This window comes from Clostridium sp. BIOML-A1, from assembly GCF_009874105.1.
In the GTDB taxonomy this organism is placed as follows: Bacteria; Bacillota; Clostridia; order Lachnospirales; family Lachnospiraceae; genus Coprococcus.
This window is the reverse complement of record NZ_WWTL01000007.1, coordinates 109,224-131,492: the sequence shown is the minus strand read 5'-3', so window position 1 is coordinate 131,492 and position 22,269 is coordinate 109,224. Positions and strand designations below refer to the sequence as shown.

Genomic DNA, 22,269 nt, shown 5'->3' with positions numbered 1-22,269 from the left:
CTGTCTACAGAATAATAAAAGGAGGACAATCCGTTGGCTGGAAGAGAATATCCATTGGACAGAACAAGAAACATTGGTATTATGGCTCATATCGATGCTGGTAAGACAACTCTTACAGAGAGAATCTTATACTATACCGGTGTTAACTATAAAATCGGTGATACTCATGATGGTACAGCTACTATGGACTGGATGGAGCAGGAGCAGGAAAGAGGTATTACAATCACTTCCGCTGCTACAACCTGTCACTGGACATTAGAGGATCATCACAAACCAAAGGCTGGTGCTTTAGAGCACAGAATCAACATCATTGATACTCCAGGTCACGTAGACTTTACTGTAGAAGTAGAGCGTTCACTTCGTGTACTTGATGGCGCCGTTGGTGTATTCGATGCAAAGGCTGGTGTAGAGCCTCAGTCAGAAAACGTATGGCGTCAGGCTGACACATACAACGTTCCACGTATGGCATTCATCAACAAGATGGATAAAATGGGTGCTGACTTTTTCTACTCAGTTCAGACAATTATTGATCGTCTGGGCAAGAATGCAATTCCAGTTCAGATTCCTATCGGTAAAGAATCCGATTTCATCGGTCTGATCGACTTATTTGAGATGGATGCATACTATTATAAAGATGATAAGGGTGAAGACATCGAGATCACAACGATCCCTGATGACTTAAAAGAGCTTGCTGACAAATGGCATGAGAACCTTGTAGAGAAGATCTGCGAGTTAGATGATGACTTAATGATGATGTACCTTGAGGGTGAAGAGCCTTCAATCGACGAAATGAAGAAAGTTCTTCGTAGAGCAACTATTGCTTGTGAAGCAGTTCCGGTATTCCTTGGTTCCGCATACAAGAATAAGGGTGTTCAGAAGATGCTTGATGGTGTTATTGAATATATGCCAGCTCCTACAGATATCCCTGATATCACAGGTGTAGATCCTGAAGGAAATGATGTAGTTCGTCATTCATCAGATGAAGAACCATTTGCTGCATTGGCATTCAAGATCATGACAGACCCATTCGTTGGTAAGTTAGCATTCTTCAGAGTATATTCAGGTACATTGAACTCAGGTTCATATGTATTAAATGCAACAAAAGACAAGAAAGAGCGTGTAGGACGTATCGTACAGATGCATGCAAATGCTCGTAAGGAAATTGATAAGGTTTACGCTGGTGATATCGCAGCTGCTGTTGGTTTCAAAGTAACAACAACTGGTGATACAATCTGTGATGAGCAGCATCCGGTTATCCTTGAGTCAATGGAATTCCCAGAGCCAGTTATCGAGCTTGCTATCGAGCCTAAGACAAAGAATGATCAGGGTAAGATGGGCGAGGCTCTTGCAAAGCTTGCTGAAGAAGATCCTACATTCAGAGCACATACAGATAAAGAAACAGGACAGACAATCATCGCTGGTATGGGTGAGCTTCACCTTGAGGTTATTGTTGACCGTCTGCTTCGTGAGTTCAAGGTTGAGGCTAACGTAGGTGCACCTCAGGTTGCTTACAAAGAGACATTTACCAAGGCTGTTGACGTTGATAGCAAATATGCTAAGCAGTCAGGTGGTCGTGGTCAGTATGGTCACTGTAAAGTTAAGTTCGAGCCAATGGATCCAAACGGCGAAGAGACATTCAAGTTCGAATCCACAGTTGTTGGTGGTGCTATTCCTAAGGAATATATCCCAGCAGTCGGTGAAGGTATCGAAGAAGCTGCTAAGGCTGGTATTCTTGGTGGATACCCAGTACTTGGTGTTCATGCAAATGTATACGATGGTTCATACCATGAAGTCGATTCATCAGAAATGGCATTCCACATCGCTGGTTCTATGGCTTTCAAGGATGCTATGGCTAAGGCAAATCCAGTTCTTCTGGAGCCTATCATGAAGGTTGAAGTTACAATGCCTGAGGAATACTTAGGTGATGTAATCGGAAGCTTAAATGCTAAGAGAGGTCAGATCGAAGGTATGGATGATATCGGCGGTGGTAAGATCGTCAGAGCATTCGTTCCACTTGCAGAGATGTTCGGTTACTCAACAGAGCTTCGTTCATCTACACAGGGACGTGGTAACTACTCAATGTTCTTTGAGAGATACGCTCAGTGTCCAAAGAGTGTTCAGGAGAAGGTTATTGCAGAAAAGTCAAAATAATAGTTTGACAACTCAGAAGGGCATTTTGCCGTGCCTTTCGACTTAAAAGAGTAAAATAAATTATATCAGCAGGTAAAAAGGTTGAAAATCCTTGTGCCTGCTGGTATAAAGAGATAAAAAAAGGTTGAAAATCTTTTATATATTCTATATAATGAGTTTTAGCCAAGCATAGCCCTTAGGGGTACGAAATTTAAGGAGGATATTAAAAAATGGCAAAGGAAAAGTTTAATAGAAGTAAGCCACATTGTAACATTGGTACAATCGGTCACGTTGACCATGGTAAAACAACATTAACAGCAGCTATCACAAAAGTTCTTTCAGAGAGAGTAGCTGGTAACGCAGCTGTTGATTTCGCTAACATTGATAAGGCTCCAGAAGAGAGAGAAAGAGGTATCACTATCTCTACAGCTCACGTTGAGTACGAGACAGAGAAGAGACATTATGCTCACGTTGACTGTCCAGGACATGCTGACTACGTTAAGAACATGATCACTGGTGCAGCTCAGATGGATGGTGCTATCCTTGTTGTTGCTGCTACTGATGGTGTTATGGCTCAGACAAAGGAGCACATCTTACTTTCACGTCAGGTTGGTGTACCTTACATCGTTGTATTCTTAAATAAGTGCGATATGGTTGATGATGACGAGCTTATCGAACTTGTAGAGATGGAAGTTACAGAACAGCTTGAAGAGTACGGATTCAATGATTGCCCAATCGTTAAGGGTTCAGCTCTTAAGGCTCTTGAAGATCCAATGGGACCTTGGGGAGATAAGATTATGGAACTTATGGATACAATAGATTCATACATTCCAGATCCTCAGAGAGATACAGATAAGCCATTCATCATGCCTGTAGAGGATGTATTCACAATCACAGGTCGTGGTACAGTTGCTACCGGTAGAGTAGAAGCTGGTGTTATCCACTTAAATGATGAAGTTGAAATCGTTGGTATTAAGCCAGAAATCCAGAAGACAACTGTAACAGGTATCGAGATGTTCAGAAAGCTCCTTGATGAAGGACAGGCTGGTGATAACATCGGTGCTCTTCTTCGTGGTATCAAGAGAGAAGATATCGTAAGAGGTCAGGTTCTTTGTAAGCCAGGTTCAATCACATGTCATACAAAGTTCACAGCTCAGGTTTACGTTCTTACTAAGGACGAGGGTGGTCGTCATACACCATTCTTCAACAACTACCGTCCACAGTTCTACTTCAGAACAACTGACGTAACAGGTGTTTGTAACCTTCCAGCAGGTACAGAGATGTGCATGCCTGGTGATAACGTAGAAATGACAATCGAACTGATTCACCCAATCGCTATGAGCCAGGGTCTTACTTTCGCTATTCGTGAGGGTGGTAGAACTGTAGGTTCAGGAAGAGTTGCTTCTATCATCGAGTAATCGCTGATAAACCGCATAAATAAAGGATTTTCAGACCTTCGAGGGTTCGCCCTCGGAGGTCTTTTTTTCTGCTTGAAAATGGGTTTTGACCCTATTTTGACCCTATTTTAGAGCAAAAAATGAGCTCTGACCCTACAAATGGAACCTATAGGACAAAATGTGTTAATAAAAATAAGGCTCAATTAAAAAAATACTGAAAGCAGAGTATGCGATGAACTTTAAAATGATACAAAACCATGAAGAGGCAGTTTTATTTTGTTTCTGATATTAGAGTTAAAACAAAATATGAAAAGACTTATGGGCATAATAGAGGAAGGTTTTTAAACTACGAGAAAAAGGGATATCTAAAAAAGGTTGTTTAATAAAATAAAAGGTAGAATTTCGTTGAAAACTTTACTATCATGAGTAAGATATGAAGATATATAGTAGGTGAAGGATGCATTGCTTTTATCATTGAGTAATCATTGGTTTTGTTTAGTGTTTATATTGAAAATGGGTGTTGCCTCTGTTGAACAAAAAGTAGAATTTTACTAAAAAACAAAGTTTTTTAGTAATTTGGACTGCAAATAACAAGAAAAAGAAAAAGATAGGCAAGAAAAACGATGTAGTAGCAAAAAACACAAGAAAAAACAAAAAACTTGACAAGCTTGTGCGTGAGATATATTATGTTCATGAAGGAGATGATAAAATGACCAAAAGTGCTATGATAAAAGAAATGATAATGCAATTATTATCAGATGGGAGTCCTCATTCTGTTTCAGAGATGAAAGATTATTTGTCGGAAAAAGATATGGAAGACTATTCAGAAGGTCAGTTTGCCGGTTCTGTCGATAATTTGTTAAAAAATAAAAAAATAGAAAAGGTTGACAGAGGCACATACAGGATTGTAAGCGAGGAAATGATTTCGGCGAAAGAAAGAAACGGGGTATTTATGAAAAAATGTTTTGTTGTTTCTCCAATAGGAGATGCAGGTACAGATATTAGAAAAAATGCTGATCAATTGTATCAACATATAATTAAGCCGGTATGCGAAAAATGTGGTTTTGTTGCACAAAGAGTGGACGATTTTAATACATCTAATTCGATTACACAAGAGATATTGGATGCATTAAATGATTATGATTTGGTTATTGCGGATTTAACAGGACACAATCCAAATGTATTTTTTGAAATTGGATATAGAACTAAAAGTCAGAAACCGATAATACACTTAAAACGCAAAGATGAAACAATTCCCTTTGATGTATCATCTATTCGGACATTTGAATATGATTTGACCGATTTGGATATGGTAACTGCAACAAAAGATAGATTAGAACAGGTAATAAAGAACTTTAAGTATGATGAGGTTAAAGAATCTAAACGGGGAAATAACAATTTTGAAAATAATATGATCGTTGCTTCTTTAAATGATATTCAATATAAAATAGATGTTTTAACAGAGGAAATCAAAAAGAAAGAGAATGATACTATAAAAACTGTAATTGAAACCTTTAATGCCCAGAAGCCAGCGCCGGAGTCTCCTGAAACAGAAATGATGAAGATACTAATGCCGGAGTTGATAAAAAATCCTAATGCTGCTGATGCTTTGTTAAGGTTAAGTGAGAAATTGAAGTAGGGAGAACATCAGTGATAAAGAGATATACGTTGTTTTTAGATGAAAGTGAAACACATAAGTATAATGGGATGCCGCATAGTGATAGTGACTATCATTTTTGCATGGCAGGAGTCATTGTTGCAGAAGATGATTATACACAGTTGAAAAGTAGTGTTAACCAGTTAAAACGTAATGTGTGGCCAGAATTAAGTAATCCTGAAAGTGTGATTTTACATCAAATGCGATTGATAGAGGCAGAGAAGGGGCGTTTGGATGCAATGAAGTATCCGGAATATGCCAAGTTTAATCGCTGCTCAGAACGAAAAAAATTTTATAATGAACTTAAAAAGATTTTTGTAGATAATAAGTTAACAATAGTTGGAAGTAGTATTAATGAAGATAATTTAAAACAATACTATTGGGTTACAGGGAAAAATAAGCAAGACCAATATTTAGTGGCAATGCAATTATTGTTAGAAAACTATTGCCATTTTTTGTGCACAAATAACGCAATGGGAAATATTATATATGAGCATAGAGAATTAATAGGAAATGAAAAACTTAGAGATAAGTATTATCATATGAAACTCATGGGATCTATGTATATGACTAAGGAAGCAGCAGAGAAACGGCTTTTAGGAATTGATTTTATTGATAAGTCAGATAATGAAGCGGGGCTTCAAATAGCTGATTTTGTACCAAACTCATTTGCTAGAGATCATGCAGGGATTAATCAATCCAAACCAAATATTTTCGGTACGCTTCGTTATAATTTATATGATGGCAATATGGGAAATAGAGAAAGGTTCGGAATAAAATATATGCCATAAAAATAAAAATATTATATTGACAAGCATGGTTACATATAATAGAATACACATAGGGATTGGGAGATGCCAACTACGTTTTGTGTTCGCACAAGAGACAATCGTTGGATTAGCCAAAAGCTAAGTATGGAGAAAAATACAATCGGCAACGAACCCTATATCAAAAAAGCTACCGTAATAGGTAGCTTTTTTGTGTTAATAGACATAACTTTAAAAAACTCAGTGAATAAATATATTCACTGGAGTATTTGGGTTCTATGCCCTATAGGGATTTACAGATAGGATATTAAGGGTACATGGGATAAAATATTTTGACATACAGTAGATGCGTGTTAATTTGAATACAGAAAAATGTGCTACTGATAGACGGTTAGCCCAAGAAAATTAGTTTGACAAAAATGCCGCTTAGTTTTCCAGACGTGGGCGGTTATTTTTGTGGTTTATTACTATCTTTACCGAATGTGTATCCGGCACAAAAGCAGGTGATGCCGAAGCCCACTACTGCAATGAAAAACGTCGAAAAATAAAAATTTATAAAAATTTTATAATTATTTTTTCTGCTCATAAATGAGCAGATTTTTTTTTGAGATAAGAAAAATCTACTCGTTTATGAGGAGATTTACAGCCTTTTGTGATCGTTTGACTGTGTATAGAGGAGAAGGTATTATATATACAGAGAGGAAAAAACATACACCAAACGGCATAAATGCCCCAACATAAATTTAAGGAAAGGATGTGATGGCATGGAGAAAATATATTATTCTGCTGATGATTTGATAGGCTTACTTGGGATCAGTCGCTCTAAAGCATATCAGATGATAAGAAGCCTGAATGCAGAGCTTGAAGCAAATAATTACATCACCATTCCCGGAAAAGTGTCACGAGCTTATTTTAATGAGCGATGGTACGGTATGAGTTGTGCATAAGTTCTGAGCAAAGGTGTTAGCCTAGCTAACACCTTTGTTTGTTGAAAGGGGTTGATTTAATGGGTGTGTATAAGGACGACAAGACCGCAAGTTGGTTTTGTAAGTTCTATTTCAAAGACTGGCAAGGTGACAGACACCAGACTACTAAGCGGGGGTTTAAGACAAAAAGGGATGCTTTACGCTGGCAGGCTGATTTCATTGCAAAAGAAAATAGAAGCATGCATATTTCATTTCCAAACAATCCATTTTGAAAAAGAGTCGTTTTTATTGGACATCAAAGAAAGTATGAAAATTTGCAGCATGGGAATCAGCAGCAGCTCAAACCAGATTGCAGTTACCGTGATTCAAATCATTCAGTACAATTCGTTGACTTATTACGGCGCATTAACAAAATATGGAACAGATATTCCCTTAGCTGCTTGCGGAATCGTTATGAAAACAAATGCCATAATCCTTGCGATTGTTGTAGGAATCTCGCAGGGAACACAGCCGATTATCGGCTTCAACTATGGGGCAAGGCAATACCATCGTGTACGGGAGGCTTACCTGCTTGCGGTAAAATGGAACCTTGTTGTTTCCACAATTGCTTTCATCGCATTTCAATTTTTCCCGCAATCTATCATTTCGCTATTCGGAGATGGGAACGAGCTGTATTTTGAATTTGCTGTTTTGTTCATGCGTACCTATCTTTTCATGGTGTTGGTAAATGGTGTGCAGTTGCTTTCTTCCAGTTTTTTTACCGCAATAGGAAAATCGTTAAAAGGTGCTCTGTTGGCATTAACAAGGCAGACCTTTGTGTTGATTCCGCTTACCCTGCTGCTCCCGCTTCGTTTCGGAATTATGGGAGTATTGCTTGCGGGACCTGTTGCTGATTTTTCAGCGTTTATGCTATCTGTTGTACTGGTGGGTATAGAATTAAAAAAACAAAAAAATGACATGTAAACAACAGCTCTATGTGAAAACATTCTTTTTCCGCCGTTAAGTAATCAAGAAGCAAAAACTTAAAAACCGTTGCGATAAATTTTATAAATTTAGTAGGATAATATTTAGAAGTAAGGATTGAGAAAAATATGGAAACTATAAAATGGGTTCTATGTCCTATCTGTGGAAATAAAACCCGAACGATAATGCAAGAAGATACCGAATTAAAGAACTTTCCACTCTACTGTCCGAAGTGTAAACAGCAAACACTTAACTGATCTTGCAAAACGGAGAAAAACAGTAATTATAGCAACACATAATGCTAATATTGCAGTTGGCACACTTCCGTATATTAGTATACTAAGAACTCATGAGAATGGAGTATATAAAACGTATATTGGTAATCCTTTTTATGATGAACTTAGAAATATAAATGATGAAACAGACACTAAAAACTGGACTCAAGAAAGTATGCATACTCTTGAGGGCGGTAAAAATGCATTTTATGATAGGAAGGATATTTATGAATCAGGAAAGTAAAGTGATTAATGTACATTTGGAGAAAAGAGAAAATAAAGATTATTTAGTATTTGGCTTTGAAGAAGTTGCAGAAGTATGTCTTAATGATGATGAGAGTCAAAATAATTTGAAAAGTATATTTGTAAAGTTACTTACGGAGATTACAAAGTATCCAATTGAATTACAGTTTTTGGAAAAACCAGAATATAAAACAGGATTATATATAGATGTGTGTAAAGAATATATAAAAGATTTAAATAAAGAGATTACGAATGTAAGAAAAAATATGCCAGAAAAACTAAAAATACAGTGATAACACCATGATAACAAAAATTCCGGAAAACCACACGGACACAACGGAAAATCCGGATTTTTCCACACAAATCACATAAAAAATCACTATTCGTATACCGCAATACACCGGTCTGATATCGTGAAGGCGGACGTACAGTAGGTTCAGGACGTGTTGCTACAATCATCGAGTAATCTACGCGTAAGTAACGAGAAGATTAGATAAATAAAAAATATCCGGAGAGTGTTTACACTCTTCCGGGTATTTTTTTGTTTATCGATTAGCAGCAATATTGACAATGAAATTACCGGTATGTTACTTTGTAGATGCAAACAATTGGGTGGGCTTATAAGCAAGCCCTGTGCAGCAGAAAAGGAGATATCAATGAAAAAAATCTTGATTACCGGTGGAACCACATTTGTCAGTAAGTATGCAGCAAAGTATTTTGTAGAGCATGGATATGATGTCTATGTAGTGAACCGTAATTCAAAACCGCAGGTTAAGGGCGTGACGCTGATTGAAAGCGACAGGCATAATTTAGGGGATAAGCTGAAGAATCTGCATTTTGATGTTGTTGCCGACATAACCGCTTATGATGCACAAGACATAATTGATTTACATAATTCGCTGGACTCTTTTGATCAATATATAATGATTAGTTCCAGTGCGGTATATCCGGAGTATGGTGTACAGCCATTTCCTGAGAATTCTGAAAGAGCAGTAAATAAATTCTGGGGAAAATATGGAACAGATAAGATCAAAGCAGAAAATGCACTGTTGGAGAGAGTCCCGGATGGTTATATTTTAAGACCGCCATATTTATATGGTTCTATGGACAACGTCTATCGGGAGGCGTTTGTATTTGACTGTGCAATGGCAGACAGAAAATTTTATTTGCCGGAAGCCGGTGAGATGAAATTACAGTTTTTCCATGTGGAAGATTTGTGCAGGCTGATGGAAGTAATAATTACAAAGTGCCCAACGGATCATATTTTGAATGTCGGAAATGAAAAGGCAATATCGATAAGAGACTGGGTTATCAAATGTTATGCCTGCTTTGATAAAGTGCCGGAATTCGTATCTGTACCGGAAACAGTAGAGCAGAGAAATTATTTCTGCTTTTATAATTATGAATATTGTCTTGATGTGACCCGGCAGAAGAAGATATATCCGGAGACAATGCCAATGAATGCCGGGTTACAGGAGGCTGCAAATTGGTATATAGAGCATGAAGGTGAGGTAAACAAGAAGCCATATTGGGAGTATATTGATACCAATTTGGTATAAAGGTAATTGACATAATAAGATGACAAGCGTGTGTATCGGGAAGGAAATTACGATGAAAATAATAGAAGTAACGGATCTGAATCGTCCGGAACTGGCGGTTTATGCGGAGCTTTCGGAACGGCAGCTTGCAACAATTTATGAACCGGAGGAAGGATTGTTTATTACCGAGAGTCCGAAGGTGATCGAGCGGGCATTAGATGGTGGATATGAACCGGTGTCTTTTCTGGCAGAAAAGGGACAGCTTGCAGAGGCTGAGGAGATTCTGGATCGGATGGAGGATGTCCCAATCTATGTTGCACCGGATGAGATATTGACAAAGCTTACCGGTTACCATCTGACAAGGGGGCTCTGGTGCACGATGCGCCGCAGGACATTGCCAACGATAGAGGAGGTATGTCAGGGAGCGAAGCGGATCGCTATTTTGGAAGAAGTGGTCAATCCGACAAATGTGGGAGCATTGTTCCGCTGTGCCGCAGCACTTGGTATGGATGCAGTGATATTGACCGGTGGCTGCAGTGATCCTCTTTACAGACGTGCAAGTCGTGTGAGTATGGGAACAGTATTCCAGATTCCGTGGACAATGTTGTCAAAGAAGGATGGTGTCTGGCCGGAGCAGGCAATGAAGACATTGAAAGAAATGGGCTTTAGGACGGCGGCAATGGCACTTCGAGAAGATAGTGTAGGAATTGATGATCCGCAGTTAAATAGTGAGGAAAAGCTGGCAATTGTGCTCGGTACAGAGGGCGATGGGCTGGCCGGAGATACGATAGCTGACTGCGATTATACGGTTATGATTCCGATGGCACATGGTGTAGATTCACTTAACGTAGCGGCGGCAGGAGCGGTAGCTTTCTGGCAGCTGGGACATCAGCGGCAGGAGTAGTATCCGTTTGTAAAGATTGTGCGTCGACGACAGGAAAGGGTGGTCTTCTGGCAGTTGAGATACCGCTGACAGGAATAAATAGTATTCATCTGGAAAGTTATAGCATCAGTCGCAGAAAGGAGCAGCCCGCAAGAAAACATGCTGGGAATATATTGATGCCGATTTGGTAAAATAATAAATTGACAAATAATAAGATGGCAGTATAATGGTTGGTAGCACTGAATTGGTGCTACCAATTTCTTTTGTATGAAAAAGTATAGTTCAAACGAAAAAGGATAAAAAATGTAGAGAGGATATTTGAATGAAGTATATTAGACAGTTTTTAATCATTCTTGCAATTTCATTTATCGGGGAACTGCTCAAATATGTATTACCTTTGCCGATTCCTGCCAGTATTTATGGAATGGCGATTTTATTTGTATGCCTGATGACTGGATGGATCAAGTTAGAAGCAGTGAAAGAGACAGGGAAATTTTTAATTGAGATCATGCCATTGATGTTCATTCCTGCCGGTGTTGGTCTGATGGTTAGCTGGGGAACGCTGAAGCCGGTGCTGATTCCGGTATGTGTGATCACGGTCGTTACGATCATTACGGTTATGGCGATGACAGGCAGACTGTCACAGTGGATCATCAGAAAGGATAGGAAGAAAGAGGAACAAGAGGATGCATGATTTTTTTGAAAACTCCCTGTTTGCAGGAGTTACACTTAGCCTGATCTCATATTTGATCGGGTCAATATTAAAGAAGAAATTCAAACTGGGAATATTTAATCCGTTGCTGATCTCGATTGTAGTTACCATTCTGGTACTGGTTGTGAGCAAGGTAGATTATGATACTTATAATGAAGGCGCCCAATATTTAAGCTGGCTGTTGACCCCTGCAACTGTATGCCTGGCGATCCCACTCTATGAACAGTGGGAACTGCTGAAGCATAACTGTAAGGCGGTTATGGCAGGTCTTGTTGCCGGTGTGGTGACAAGTCTTTGTACGGTGTTTGTATTGTCAAAGATCATGGGACTTACACATGAGGAGTATGTAACGATGCTTCCGAAGTCTATCACGACTGCGATCGGTATGGGTGTTTCAGAAGAACTGGGTGGATATGTAACGATTACGGTTGCGGTTATTATCGTAACGGGTGTTCTTGGAAATATATTTGGTGAATTAGTGTGCAAGATTTTTCGAATCACCGAACCGATATCAAAGGGCTTGGCATTTGGATCTGCATCTCATGCGATCGGAACGGCAAAGGCGATCGAGATCGGTGAAGTGGAAGGTGCAATGAGCAGTCTGGCGATTGCGGTTTCCGGTATTCTTACGGTTGTGCTTTCGTCGTTATTTGCGCATTTTATGTAAATATATATGCTGCTTATAAAATGCAAGGATTTATTTCGAATTTACAGATCGGATATAGAAATAATGAAGTTAGTTGATAATCTCATAGGCGGGTATCCGCTGGTAGCAGATATCAAAATATAGAAATAACGAAATTTATTGATAGTCAGGGAGACGAGTATGGAAAAACAACATGTTACATCAGAATATGAAAAAGCAATTCAATATATTTACAGCCTGATGCAGGACGGAACCTTGCAGAACGGAAGCAAGCTTCCAACCGAACGTACGATAGCGGAAACGTTAGGAATCGGAAGAAATTCGACCAGGGAGGCACTCAGTATCCTGCATGGTATGGGAATGATCGAACGCGTACAGGGATCGGGAAATTATATATCAAAAAATGCCGGAGAGTCGATCCGTCAGATGCTTATGATGATGCTGGCACTTGGCAGTATCACGAAATCCGAGGTCTGTGAGTTCCGTTGTACAATGGAAAAGTCTGTATGCAGTATGCTGATCGAGAAAGGAATACCATTTGAGTGTCAGGTGCTTCTGGAGGATAATCTGGCAAGGATGGAGCAGGCGGATGGTTCCGAACTGGTTAGCGTGGATAAGGAATTTCATGAATTGTTGATCCGGGCAACAGAGAATGAACTATTTTCGATGATCATGGAGGCGGTTATGATCGTTTATCGGGAATGGATCGATCTGGTGCTGCGCCGTGTGAATACAAAAGAAAAGGCAAACTTGCATAATTATCACAAGCAGATCTATAATAGTGTATTAGAACGTGATGAAGCAGCCATGAAAGCGGCGGTAGATGGGCATTATCATCTGATCAGCCAGATGCTTGCATTGTAGGTGAGTAGAGGTAATATATAAGAAGGAGGTAAGAGAGTATGATCGTAACACTTGGAAGACAATGTGGATGTGCCGGAGATGAAGTTGGGAAAAAATTATCGGAGCTGTTAGGGATTCCCTTTTATACGAAGCCTGAGCTGATCGCGCTTGCAAAAGAAAAGAAAATTTATGAAAAGTATCCAATGTATTTTGGTGAGCAGCCGATAAATGCGATGATCAGTTCGGTTGCGGATGATTTCTGTCCGAAGAATCAGTATGATACACCGAAACGGGCATTGTCAGCAATGTTTGGAGGACAGAGTTTTATCATTATAGGACGTGCTTCGAATTATGCCTACCGGGATGATAAGGATGCTGTCCGGGTGTTTCTGTGCGGAGATAAGAAGCAGCGGGCGCATCATATCGCGGGAAAGCATAAGATCTCGGAGCGAAAGGCTATAGCGCTTGTTGAAAAGACAGATGAGAAACGGCGTGGTTATCACAGATATTATACTGGAGAAGAATGGGGCTATGCAGAAAATTATGATCTGTGTATAGACGCGGTACGACTGGGTGTTGATAAGACGGCGGAATTGATCGCAGACTATGTAAAGCATGTCGGAGGAAGATAAATGACAACGAGAGAAGAAGCGCTGGCATATGGACTGTCTTTTCCTGATACATATCAGCAGGCGCCGTTTCATGATCCGAACTGGCAACTGGTGCGTGTGAAAGGAAGCAAGAAGGTATTCCTGTGGACATATGAGAGAGACGGATATATTAATCTGAATGTAAAGGTCGATCCGGAATGGCGGGATTTCTGGCGGAGCGCATTTGACGCGGTGATACCGGGCTGGCATCAGAATAAGGAGCACTGGAATACGATCATTCTGGATGGAAGTATTCCGGATCAGGATGTGAAACGGATGATCGCAGAGAGTTATGATCTGGTGACAGCCAGTCCATCAAAGAGAATCTATGAGGCGGTGAAAAAGATTCCTGCCGGAAAGGTTGCAACCTATGGTCAGATCGCGGAGCTTGCCGGGGATAAGAAGATGGCGCGTGCAGTGGGAAACGCGCTTCATAAGAATCCGGATCCGGAGCACATTCCCTGCTTTCGTGTGGTAAATGCAAAGGGTGAATTATCCGGAGCATTTGCATTCGGCGGAAAGAATGTACAGGCAGATCGATTGATGGCAGATGGAGTTACAGTTGTCGATGGACGGGTGGATATGGAGAGATTTGGAATAAAGATCTTAGATGGAGAAATCATATAAAAATATAAAGTGAAAAATGATTTATATGCAGGAAATGATCGTTCAAATACAAAGGTTATTTGAAACAGAAAACAAGTCATTTTTGCAAGACTACTGTACAGGCAAGGGGGAGGCAGTATATAATATATCCGTAATTCCAACATGGGGATTTAAATGAGGTTTGGGATACATATATAACCAGAGACTTGTCGGGGGCGATAGTCTCTGGTTTTTTTGTTTGGGATGCATATTTTACGGAGTGGAAGTTAATTATTTTGTAATTCCGTTTGAATGTGTAAGATTTGTAGGCAATTCTTTATTTGAAAGGAAATAAAAATGTCAGAATATCAGTATGTAGAGCATGAATTTGCTCCGGTATATAATGAAGAATCACAGGTGCTGGTTCTTGGCAGTCTGCCATCGGTGAAATCCAGAGAGCAGGGCTTCTACTACGGACATCCGAGAAACCGTTTTTGGAAGGTTGTGGCAGCTGTACTTGGTGTACCGGAACCCTTGACGATAGAAGAGAAAAAACGGATGCTGCTTGCCGGTCATGTGGCGGTCTATGATGTGATCCGGGCTTGTGAGATCATCGGTTCCAGTGACAGCAGTATCCGAAATGTTGTTCCTGCAGATATTAAAAGCATTGTAGCACATACACCGATCCGGGCAGTTTTTACAAATGGTAAGACTGCCGGCAGATTATACAAAAAATATCAGGCGGAACATATCGCTCTTCCGATGATCGAGCTGCCTTCGACAAGTCCGGCAAATGCAGCGTTCTCGTTGGAACAACTGGAAGAAATATGGAAATCGGAGATTGGTAAATATTTGTAAAAGTATTTTACAATAGTAACGCTGACATAAAAAAAGAATAATATTTTACATTAATTATACACAACTTTACAGATTCATCAGATGATTTTACCTGCGTATGATAGCGGGCGTTTTTTCTAATTGATAAACTTATATCATAAAAAGTAATGATGAACGAAAGAGAGAAAGAAAATGAATGAAAATGTGATCGAACAGCCGGTTGCAGCTATGTATATGGTATCCAAAGAATTGAATCGTCTGGCAGGTTTTACGACAGAAATGTTGTTTAGTCTTAAATCAACAATTATGAGTAATCGATCCGAAGAAAGTCAACAGAAGTTTACAGGGAAGCTTCAATATGAAACAGTTCCTTCTGCAGGGCTTTTCTCACATCCTGAATTATGTAGATTGTTTTTTCTCATGCCATTAGTTTATTTTTAATTTTACAAAATTCTGGTGGGTGTGGTATAGTAAGGATAACTTTTTTTCTGATGAACAATAGACGTGGAGGTTACAAGAAAATGTCTCAGATAACGAAACGTGCGTTGGAAGCATCACTGAAGAAGCTTCTTACAAAGAAACCGCTTGATAAGATAACGATAACGGATATCACGGAAGACTGCGGCATCAACCGAATGACATTTTACTATCATTTTAAAGATATCTATGATCTGGTAGAGTGGGTGTGTGTAGAGGATGCAACGAGGATACTGGGTGAGAATAAAACCTATGATACCTGGCAGGAAGGCTTCCTTCGTATCTTTGAAGCGGTGAGCGAGAATAAGACATTTATGATGAATGCATATCATTCGATCAGCAGAGATCAGGTAGAAAAATATCTGTACAGTCTGACGTATGATCTGATGATCAAGGTCATCGAAGATAAGGCGAAGAATATGCAGGTGCGGGATGAAGATAAGAAGTTCATTGCTGATTTTTACAAATGCTCTTTTGTCGGTGTGTTGCTTGAATGGATTGAGAATGGCATGAAGCGGGATCCGCATGTGATCGTGGATAAGATGGGACTGGTGATGCATGATAATATTACCAGAGCACTGGAAGCATTTCGGACGGATGCCTTTCACAAAAAAACAGAGAGCTGACAGATACATTGAAAAAACAATGTGTCTTATTTTTCAGACCGGTTATCCCATCAAAACAGGGGAAATGATAAAATTTTAGACAGAACAAGTACCGTGAATATATTTTTATCACGGTACTTTTTTTGTTTATTGAGGGCAAAAACGGGGAATCTTATAATAAAGACAGTTTTTGAGATAATCGGTCTGTTTGCAGGCAGGCTGTATAGATTGGAGGTAATTCGTATGTATTACGCAAGTGGAAATTATGAAGCATTTGCCAGACCAAAGAAGCCGGCGGGTGTGGATCAGAAATCGGCATATATTATAGGTTCGGGACTTGGTGCATTGGCGGCAGCCTGTTTTCTGGTAAGAGATGGACAGATGAAAGGCTCACATGTACACATTCTGGAGAAAGACCCGATTCCGGGTGGGGCATGTGATGGTTATCAGTACAGTGATATCGGCTATGTTATGCGTGGCGGACGTGAGATGGATAACCATTTTGAGTGTATGTGGGATCTGTTCCGTTCGATTCCGTCCATCGAGACAGAGGGTGTCAGTGTACTGGATGAGTATTACTGGCTGAATAAGGCAGATCCAAACTATTCTTTGTGTCGGGCAACTGAGAATCGGGGGCAGGATGCACATACCGATAAGAAGTTTGGATTGTCCGATAAGGGTGCAATGGAGATCATGAAGCTGTTCTTTACCCCGGATGAAGAATTATATAATAAACGGATCGATGAGTATTTTGATGAAGAAGTGCTTAATTCTAATTTCTGGATGTACTGGCGGACGATGTTTGCATTTGAGAACTGGCATTCTGCACTTGAGATGAAGCTCTATATTAAGCGTTTTATTCATCATGTCGGAGGACTGCCGGATTTCACGGCACTTCGTTTTACCAAATATAACCAGTATGAGTCCATGATTCTTCCGATGGTAAAATATCTGGAATCATTCGGTGTGGTGTTCCATTATAATACCAAGGTTATAAATGTGGAATTCGAGATCGAAGCAGGAAGAAAGCTGGCAAAGAAGATTGATATTATCCGTGACGGTGAAGCAGATGCAATCGATCTGACCGAGAATGATCTGGTATTTATCACAAATGGCGGCTGTGTGGAGAATTCTTCATACGGAAGTCAGAACAAACCGGCTGAATTCAAGACCGAGATCCGTGAGGGTGGCGGATGGGATATGTGGAGGAAGATCGCTGCACAGGATCCATCCTTCGGACATCCGGACAAATTCTGCTATGATCCGGAACAGTCGAACTGGATGAGTGCAACGGTAACGACACTAGATGAAAAGATCCTTCCATATATTAAGAAAATCTGCAAGAGAGATCCACTCTCCGGCAAGGTAGTTACAGGTGGTATCGTGACTGCGAGAGATTCCGAATGGCTGCTTTCATGGACGATCAATCGTCAGCCGCAGTTCCGTAATCAGCCAAAGGGACAGGTGCTTGTATGGGTATATGGATTATTTTCAAATAAACCGGGTGATTATGTAAAGAAGACGATGCGGGAATGCACCGGTAAGGAGATCTGCGAAGAGTGGCTCTACCATATCGGAGTACCGGAGGAGAAAATACCGGAGCTTGCTGAGCACAGCGCAAATACAGTGCCGGTTATGATGCCGTATATTACAGCATTTTTCATGCCGCGTGAGAAAGGTGACCGCCCGGATGTTGTACCGGAGGGAGCAGTAAATTTTGCATTCCTCGGACAGTTTGCAGAGACAGCAAGAGATACGATATTTACGACCGAGTATTCGATCCGTACCGGTATGGAGGCAGTATATACCCTGTTGAATATTGACCGTGGTGTGCCGGAGGTCTGGGGCAGTGTCTATGATGTACGGGATCTGTTAAATGCGACCGTAGCAATACGCGATGGCAGAAAGATCACAGATATGAAGCTTGGACTGAAAGAGAAGATCGCAATGAAGGAGCTTTTAAAGGCGGTAGAAGGAACCGATGTCGAGAAACTTCTCCGGGAGCATGGAGCGATATAGAGAAAAATAGAATAATAAATATAACAAATGCTCTGGCAGAGGTGTGGTTTGCCAGAGCATTTTTGGGATTGTACGATAATGTACAAGCGGAAGGACTGCCACATGGCAGATTCCTGTGTTTTGGTTGCGTTTAGAGATGTGTATTATTTATTAAACAAGTGCTTCGCCAAGTGCGGTACAATCAGCAAGACCTGCTTCATCCGGTGTTTCATGGCAGATCAGTGGAGCTGCTGCAAATACAGCACCGTCAGCTTGACACTGAGCTTCCCATGTATCCATCCATTCGCCGCTTCCCCAGCCATATGAACCGAAGATGGCGATCTTCTTACCGTTTAATGCCGGTTCACATTCAGCGAACATTGGCTCGAATTCGCTTTCTTCTAAGACTTCGGCACCCATAGCAGGGCATCCGAATGCAATCGCATCGTAGTTATCTACCATATCTACAGTGAATTCTGCGGATGTTAAAAGATCACATTCTGCTCCTTTTGCCTTTGCACCTTCTGCAACAGCCTGTGCCATTAATGCTGTGTTACCTGTGCCACTCCAATATACAACTGCAACCTTACTCATAGTAGGTTCCTCCTTATAATCATGTATTTTATATTTAGAGATCTCCGTATGGAAATGCCTGCGGGAATCTCCTATATTCATTTTTGTTATGTGAACGTCGTTTGCATAAATACTTATTTTGTTAAGCGGATGCAATTTTTTAAATACTTATGCGGCAACCGTCAACTGCCAGATCGTTCGTCCCTGATGCCAGAGATTTGCATAGATCTCACGGCATTTTTTAAATTTGGCAAATGTTTTCTGGGCCTCACCCAGATCTCCGTATACCTTCCAGTCGCCCATGCCTTTGCAGTTACTTCCGTGGTTTTTGATAAATCCGAGAACATCATTTAACGGATAACCAAGGAAGACACCGATCTCATGCGGAAATTCTTCCGAACCATGAAGACGGCTACGAAGCTGTTCAAGCATTTGATCGATCGTTCCTGCCTGATATCCTGTGCTTACAAGAAAAGAGATGATCTCCGGTCTTGATAATTCACGAACCATAGCATCCGGTCTGTAGACATAGATCAGAGCAGTTTCGGCATCTTCTCGCAGGATCGTGATCCGGATCCCTTTTTTCTGAAATTGTGCATCCCAGACAGCCACACTTTCGTATAATTCTTCTCCGGAAGAAAAACGATAAAGGAACAGGCTGGCAGGTTTTAAGGACGCCAATGTAGGCGAACAATGTGTGATCAAATATTCTTCAAACATAATCTGAAACTCCTGTAACATTAAATTATCAAATGCGACAGTAGTAGTATGTGTCGTTTCAGAACCGTTCATACAGCGGTTAGGCACATCTAACTTATGGCTGCATTATACGGTGTGTTTTTGTAAAAATCAAGCGAAAAATGTGATAGAAATTCTCAATAAATTCGACCGTTTTTTGTTGACGGAAAAGGCTTCTGCATGGTATTTTTATAAATAGTTAGCAGAAACTAACTAAAATCTTGTGAATAAATCGTGTGACTCCATTCTGTATGCATCCCCGACTGCTGAAAACAGGGCATGCACCCGGATGCAATGACGGATCCGGGACAGAAGCTGTCACCAGAAAGAAGGATCAAAGCATGATGAATTATTTAGAAATCGAAAAAGTAATTGGACGAGAGATTATTGACTCAAGAGGAAATCCTACAGTAGAAGCAGAAGTTATTCTTGCAGATGGTACTGTCGGACGTGGAGCTGCTCCAAGTGGTGCATCAACAGGTGAGTTTGAAGCATTAGAGCTTCGTGATGGCGATAAGGATCGTTTTGGCGGTAAGGGCGTTCAGAAAGCTGTTGAAAATATCAACACAACAATTAATGACGTATTAGTTGGAATGGATGCATCTGATACATATGCGGTAGATCAGGCAATGATCAAGGCAGACGGAACAAAGGACAAGTCAAATCTGGGTGCAAATGCAATCCTTGCTGTATCAATCGCAGCAGCAAGAGCAGCAGCTATTTCACTGGATGTACCTTTATATCGTTTCTTAGGCGGTGTAAGCGGAAACAGACTTCCGGTTCCTATGATGAACATTATCAATGGCGGATGTCATGCATTATCATCCGGTCTGGATGTTCAGGAGTTCATGATCATGCCGGTTGGTGCTCCTTCATTCAAAGAGTGTCTCAGATGGTGTGCAGAGGTATTCCATGCACTTCAGGCTATCTTAAAGGAAAGAGGACTTGCTACATCAGTTGGTGATGAAGGTGGATTTGCACCTGCACTTGCATCTGATGAAGAAGCAATCGAGACAATTCTCGAGGCAGTAAAGAAAGCCGGATATGAACCGGGTAAGGACTTCAAGATTGCTATGGATGCAGCTTCATCCGAGTGGAAGACAGGCAAGGTTGGCGAGTACAAGCTGCCAAAGGCCGGTACAGTATATACATCAGAAGAGCTGATCGCTCACTGGAAGAGACTGGTTGAGAAGTACCCGATCATCTCCATCGAAGATGGTCTGGATGAAGAAGACTGGGAAGGCTGGAAGAAGCTTACAGCAGAACTTGGCGACAAAGTACAGTTAGTTGGTGACGACCTTTTCGTTACAAATACAGAGAGACTTGCAAAGGGTATCGAGCTTGGCTGTGGTAACAGTATCCTGATCAAATTAAACCAGATCGGTTCTGTATCAGAGACATTGGAAGCGATCAAGATGGCTCACAAGGCCGGATACACAGCTATCTCATCTCACAGATCAGGTGAGACAGCAGATACAACGATCGCAGATCTTGCAGTTGCTTTAAATACCTGCCAGATCAAGACCGGTGCACCATCCAGATCTGAGCGTGTAGCTAAGTACAACCAGCTCTTAAGAATCGAAGAAGAGCTTGGTGCTTCAGCCGTATATCTGGGTATGAAAGCCTTCAATGTAAAATAATTATTGTCATATATTTTCCTCAAAAAAAATATGAATAAATGGTATGGGAGACGTAAGTTTTGCGTCTCCTATATTTTTTATCGCACTTTGTGGAGAAGTAGTTATTTGCTTCGCGATTCCGCGCAGGTGCGAAAGAGTCACTTGTGACTCTTTATTAGGCGAAATGTTGAAAATAGCAGATAAATTCCGGTAAAAAATAAATCTCGATTTAGAAGAAAAAAGGAATTAGCGTATAGCGTGTTTGCTGTTTGAATGGTATAATTTTTATCAGTGTAAAACATATATTACCGAGAATTTACAGACTGGAATAGTGGAAGAAAACTGCCGGTTGGAAAGGCTGTATTATAGATGAAAAAAATTGAATTTTTACTGTTCTTCGGGGCACTTTTTGGTACATTGCTTACCGGCTGCTCATCTGAGAAGGAGTCAGCAGGAGCTATGAACAATGGAACGACAGAAGCGGCGCATGTCACGGAAGATGTGACCACAGAAGAACAGGAAGTAACGACAGAGAAGACGGAATTTGGAAAACAGAGATTAGAAGTAGTACCGGACAGACCTGCTTCCGATAAAACACAGACCGAGACTGTATCTGAAGAAGAATCAGATGAAGCAGAGCTGGATGGAGAAGGTGAAACTTCGGTATCAAAGAAAAGTGATGACTGGAAGACTGCATATGTTGATTATCTGGAACATGTGTCAGATACAGAGGGACAGCAGGGGTATACGCTGATTTACCTGGACAATGATGATATACCGGAGCTGGTAGAAGTAGGAAAGTCGGAGGCATCCGGTGTCCGTATTGTAAACTATTCAAATGGCTCCGTTCATGTAAACGGATTGAGCCGTTTGTACTTTACTTACATAGAAGGAAAGAATCTCCTTTGCAATTCGGATGGGCTGATGGATTCCTATTATGACTATATTTACAGTATTGTTGATGGAGAGTTGACCTTGGTTGCACAGGGGCATTATGGAGCGAAGGATGGAACCGGGCTGAGATTTGATAAGAATGGGATGCCGATTTACACATATGACTGGAATGGAGAAGATGTCAGCGAAGATGAGTATAATGCTGACTTTGCACAAGTCTATGACAGTTCGGCAGCAACAGAAGGCTATGATACGGATAAGCTGGAGTCGATCAAAGAGGTTATAGATGATATAGAGACAAAGTAAGATAAAT

General features: G+C 40.6%; 23 protein-coding genes. 21 read left to right on the top strand and 2 right to left on the bottom strand.

What is annotated here, in order from left to right; translation table 11 throughout:
* Positions 1 to 33 precede the first annotated feature (33 nt).
* From fusA to GT641_RS07365, 19 genes are all read left to right on the top strand, one after another.
* Positions 34 to 2,151, top strand: a complete 2,118-nt coding sequence (gene fusA, locus GT641_RS07465; protein ID WP_084770701.1) for an elongation factor G — start codon at positions 34 to 36, stop codon at positions 2,149 to 2,151.
* Positions 2,152 to 2,360: 209 nt separating this feature from the next.
* Entirely contained in the window at positions 2,361 to 3,548 is a 1,188-nt protein-coding gene (gene tuf / locus GT641_RS07460; protein ID WP_119962872.1) for an elongation factor Tu, read from the top strand.
* Positions 3,549 to 4,236: 688 nt separating this feature from the next.
* Positions 4,237 to 5,166: a nucleoside 2-deoxyribosyltransferase gene (locus GT641_RS07455; RefSeq protein ID WP_161117200.1), complete on the top strand. Its 930-nt coding sequence runs from the start codon at positions 4,237 to 4,239 to the stop codon at positions 5,164 to 5,166.
* Between the two features lie 11 nt (positions 5,167 to 5,177).
* On the top strand, positions 5,178 to 5,975 hold the full coding sequence (locus tag GT641_RS07450; RefSeq protein ID WP_161117199.1) for a DUF3800 domain-containing protein: 798 nt from the start codon (positions 5,178 to 5,180) through the stop codon (positions 5,973 to 5,975).
* 740 nt (positions 5,976 to 6,715) lie between these two features.
* Positions 6,716 to 6,898 carry a hypothetical protein gene (locus GT641_RS07445; protein WP_055271913.1) on the top strand — a complete coding sequence of 61 codons (183 nt, stop codon included), beginning with the start codon at positions 6,716 to 6,718 and terminating at the stop codon, positions 6,896 to 6,898.
* A 198-nt stretch (positions 6,899 to 7,096) separates the two neighbouring features.
* Complete coding sequence (locus GT641_RS07435; protein ID WP_243143713.1) at positions 7,097 to 7,840, top strand: MATE family efflux transporter; 744 nt, start codon at positions 7,097 to 7,099, stop codon at positions 7,838 to 7,840.
* Positions 7,841 to 7,968: 128 nt separating this feature from the next.
* The gene (locus tag GT641_RS07430) at positions 7,969 to 8,097 is read left to right on the top strand and encodes a cysteine-rich KTR domain-containing protein (RefSeq protein WP_080786855.1); all 129 of its coding nucleotides are present in this window, start codon (positions 7,969 to 7,971) and stop codon (positions 8,095 to 8,097) included.
* A 245-nt stretch (positions 8,098 to 8,342) separates the two neighbouring features.
* Positions 8,343 to 8,651: a hypothetical protein gene (locus GT641_RS07420; protein ID WP_044921757.1), complete on the top strand. Its 309-nt coding sequence runs from the start codon at positions 8,343 to 8,345 to the stop codon at positions 8,649 to 8,651.
* 363 nt (positions 8,652 to 9,014) lie between these two features.
* Positions 9,015 to 9,917 carry an NAD-dependent epimerase/dehydratase family protein gene (locus tag GT641_RS07415; RefSeq protein WP_192919816.1) on the top strand — a complete coding sequence of 301 codons (903 nt, stop codon included), beginning with the start codon at positions 9,015 to 9,017 and terminating at the stop codon, positions 9,915 to 9,917.
* A gap of 52 nt (positions 9,918 to 9,969) precedes the next feature.
* Positions 9,970 to 10,800 (top strand): RNA methyltransferase, encoded by an 831-nt coding sequence (locus GT641_RS07410; RefSeq protein WP_161117196.1) that lies wholly within the window; start codon positions 9,970 to 9,972, stop codon positions 10,798 to 10,800.
* Between the two features lie 301 nt (positions 10,801 to 11,101).
* Positions 11,102 to 11,473 (top strand): CidA/LrgA family protein, encoded by a 372-nt coding sequence (locus tag GT641_RS07405; protein WP_008402058.1) that lies wholly within the window; start codon positions 11,102 to 11,104, stop codon positions 11,471 to 11,473.
* Positions 11,466 to 12,158 carry an LrgB family protein gene (locus GT641_RS07400; RefSeq protein WP_161117195.1) on the top strand — a complete coding sequence of 231 codons (693 nt, stop codon included), beginning with the start codon at positions 11,466 to 11,468 and terminating at the stop codon, positions 12,156 to 12,158. The genes GT641_RS07405 and GT641_RS07400 overlap by 8 nt, the downstream gene beginning before the upstream one ends.
* A gap of 159 nt (positions 12,159 to 12,317) precedes the next feature.
* Positions 12,318 to 13,001: an FCD domain-containing protein gene (locus tag GT641_RS07395; protein ID WP_161117194.1), complete on the top strand. Its 684-nt coding sequence runs from the start codon at positions 12,318 to 12,320 to the stop codon at positions 12,999 to 13,001.
* Positions 13,002 to 13,039: 38 nt separating this feature from the next.
* On the top strand, positions 13,040 to 13,612 hold the full coding sequence (locus tag GT641_RS07390) for a cytidylate kinase-like family protein (RefSeq protein ID WP_161117193.1): 573 nt from the start codon (positions 13,040 to 13,042) through the stop codon (positions 13,610 to 13,612).
* On the top strand, positions 13,613 to 14,257 hold the full coding sequence (locus tag GT641_RS07385) for a methylated-DNA--[protein]-cysteine S-methyltransferase (protein WP_161117192.1): 645 nt from the start codon (positions 13,613 to 13,615) through the stop codon (positions 14,255 to 14,257).
* Between the two features lie 315 nt (positions 14,258 to 14,572).
* Positions 14,573 to 15,073: a DNA-deoxyinosine glycosylase gene (locus tag GT641_RS07380; RefSeq protein WP_161117191.1), complete on the top strand. Its 501-nt coding sequence runs from the start codon at positions 14,573 to 14,575 to the stop codon at positions 15,071 to 15,073.
* 171 nt (positions 15,074 to 15,244) lie between these two features.
* The gene (locus GT641_RS07375; protein ID WP_161117190.1) at positions 15,245 to 15,493 is read left to right on the top strand and encodes a hypothetical protein; all 249 of its coding nucleotides are present in this window, start codon (positions 15,245 to 15,247) and stop codon (positions 15,491 to 15,493) included.
* Between the two features lie 80 nt (positions 15,494 to 15,573).
* Complete coding sequence (locus GT641_RS07370) at positions 15,574 to 16,155, top strand: TetR-like C-terminal domain-containing protein (protein WP_161117189.1); 582 nt, start codon at positions 15,574 to 15,576, stop codon at positions 16,153 to 16,155.
* Between the two features lie 222 nt (positions 16,156 to 16,377).
* Complete coding sequence (locus tag GT641_RS07365) at positions 16,378 to 18,153, top strand: oleate hydratase (RefSeq protein ID WP_044945777.1); 1,776 nt, start codon at positions 16,378 to 16,380, stop codon at positions 18,151 to 18,153.
* A 150-nt stretch (positions 18,154 to 18,303) separates the two neighbouring features.
* Here GT641_RS07365 and GT641_RS07360 read toward each other — a convergent pair whose 3' ends face one another.
* Positions 18,304 to 18,726, bottom strand: coding sequence for a flavodoxin (locus tag GT641_RS07360; protein WP_044945779.1), 423 nt, complete (start codon positions 18,724 to 18,726; stop codon positions 18,304 to 18,306).
* Positions 18,727 to 18,873: 147 nt separating this feature from the next.
* Complete coding sequence (locus GT641_RS07355; RefSeq protein ID WP_161117188.1) at positions 18,874 to 19,425, bottom strand: DUF3793 family protein; 552 nt, start codon at positions 19,423 to 19,425, stop codon at positions 18,874 to 18,876.
* Between the two features lie 362 nt (positions 19,426 to 19,787).
* Here GT641_RS07355 and eno point away from each other — a divergent pair, with 362 nt between their 5' ends.
* Positions 19,788 to 21,083, top strand: coding sequence for a phosphopyruvate hydratase (gene eno / locus GT641_RS07350; RefSeq protein ID WP_161117216.1), 1,296 nt, complete (start codon positions 19,788 to 19,790; stop codon positions 21,081 to 21,083).
* 348 nt (positions 21,084 to 21,431) lie between these two features.
* Complete coding sequence (locus tag GT641_RS07345) at positions 21,432 to 22,262, top strand: hypothetical protein (protein WP_161117187.1); 831 nt, start codon at positions 21,432 to 21,434, stop codon at positions 22,260 to 22,262.
* Positions 22,263 to 22,269: the final 7 nt, after the last annotated feature.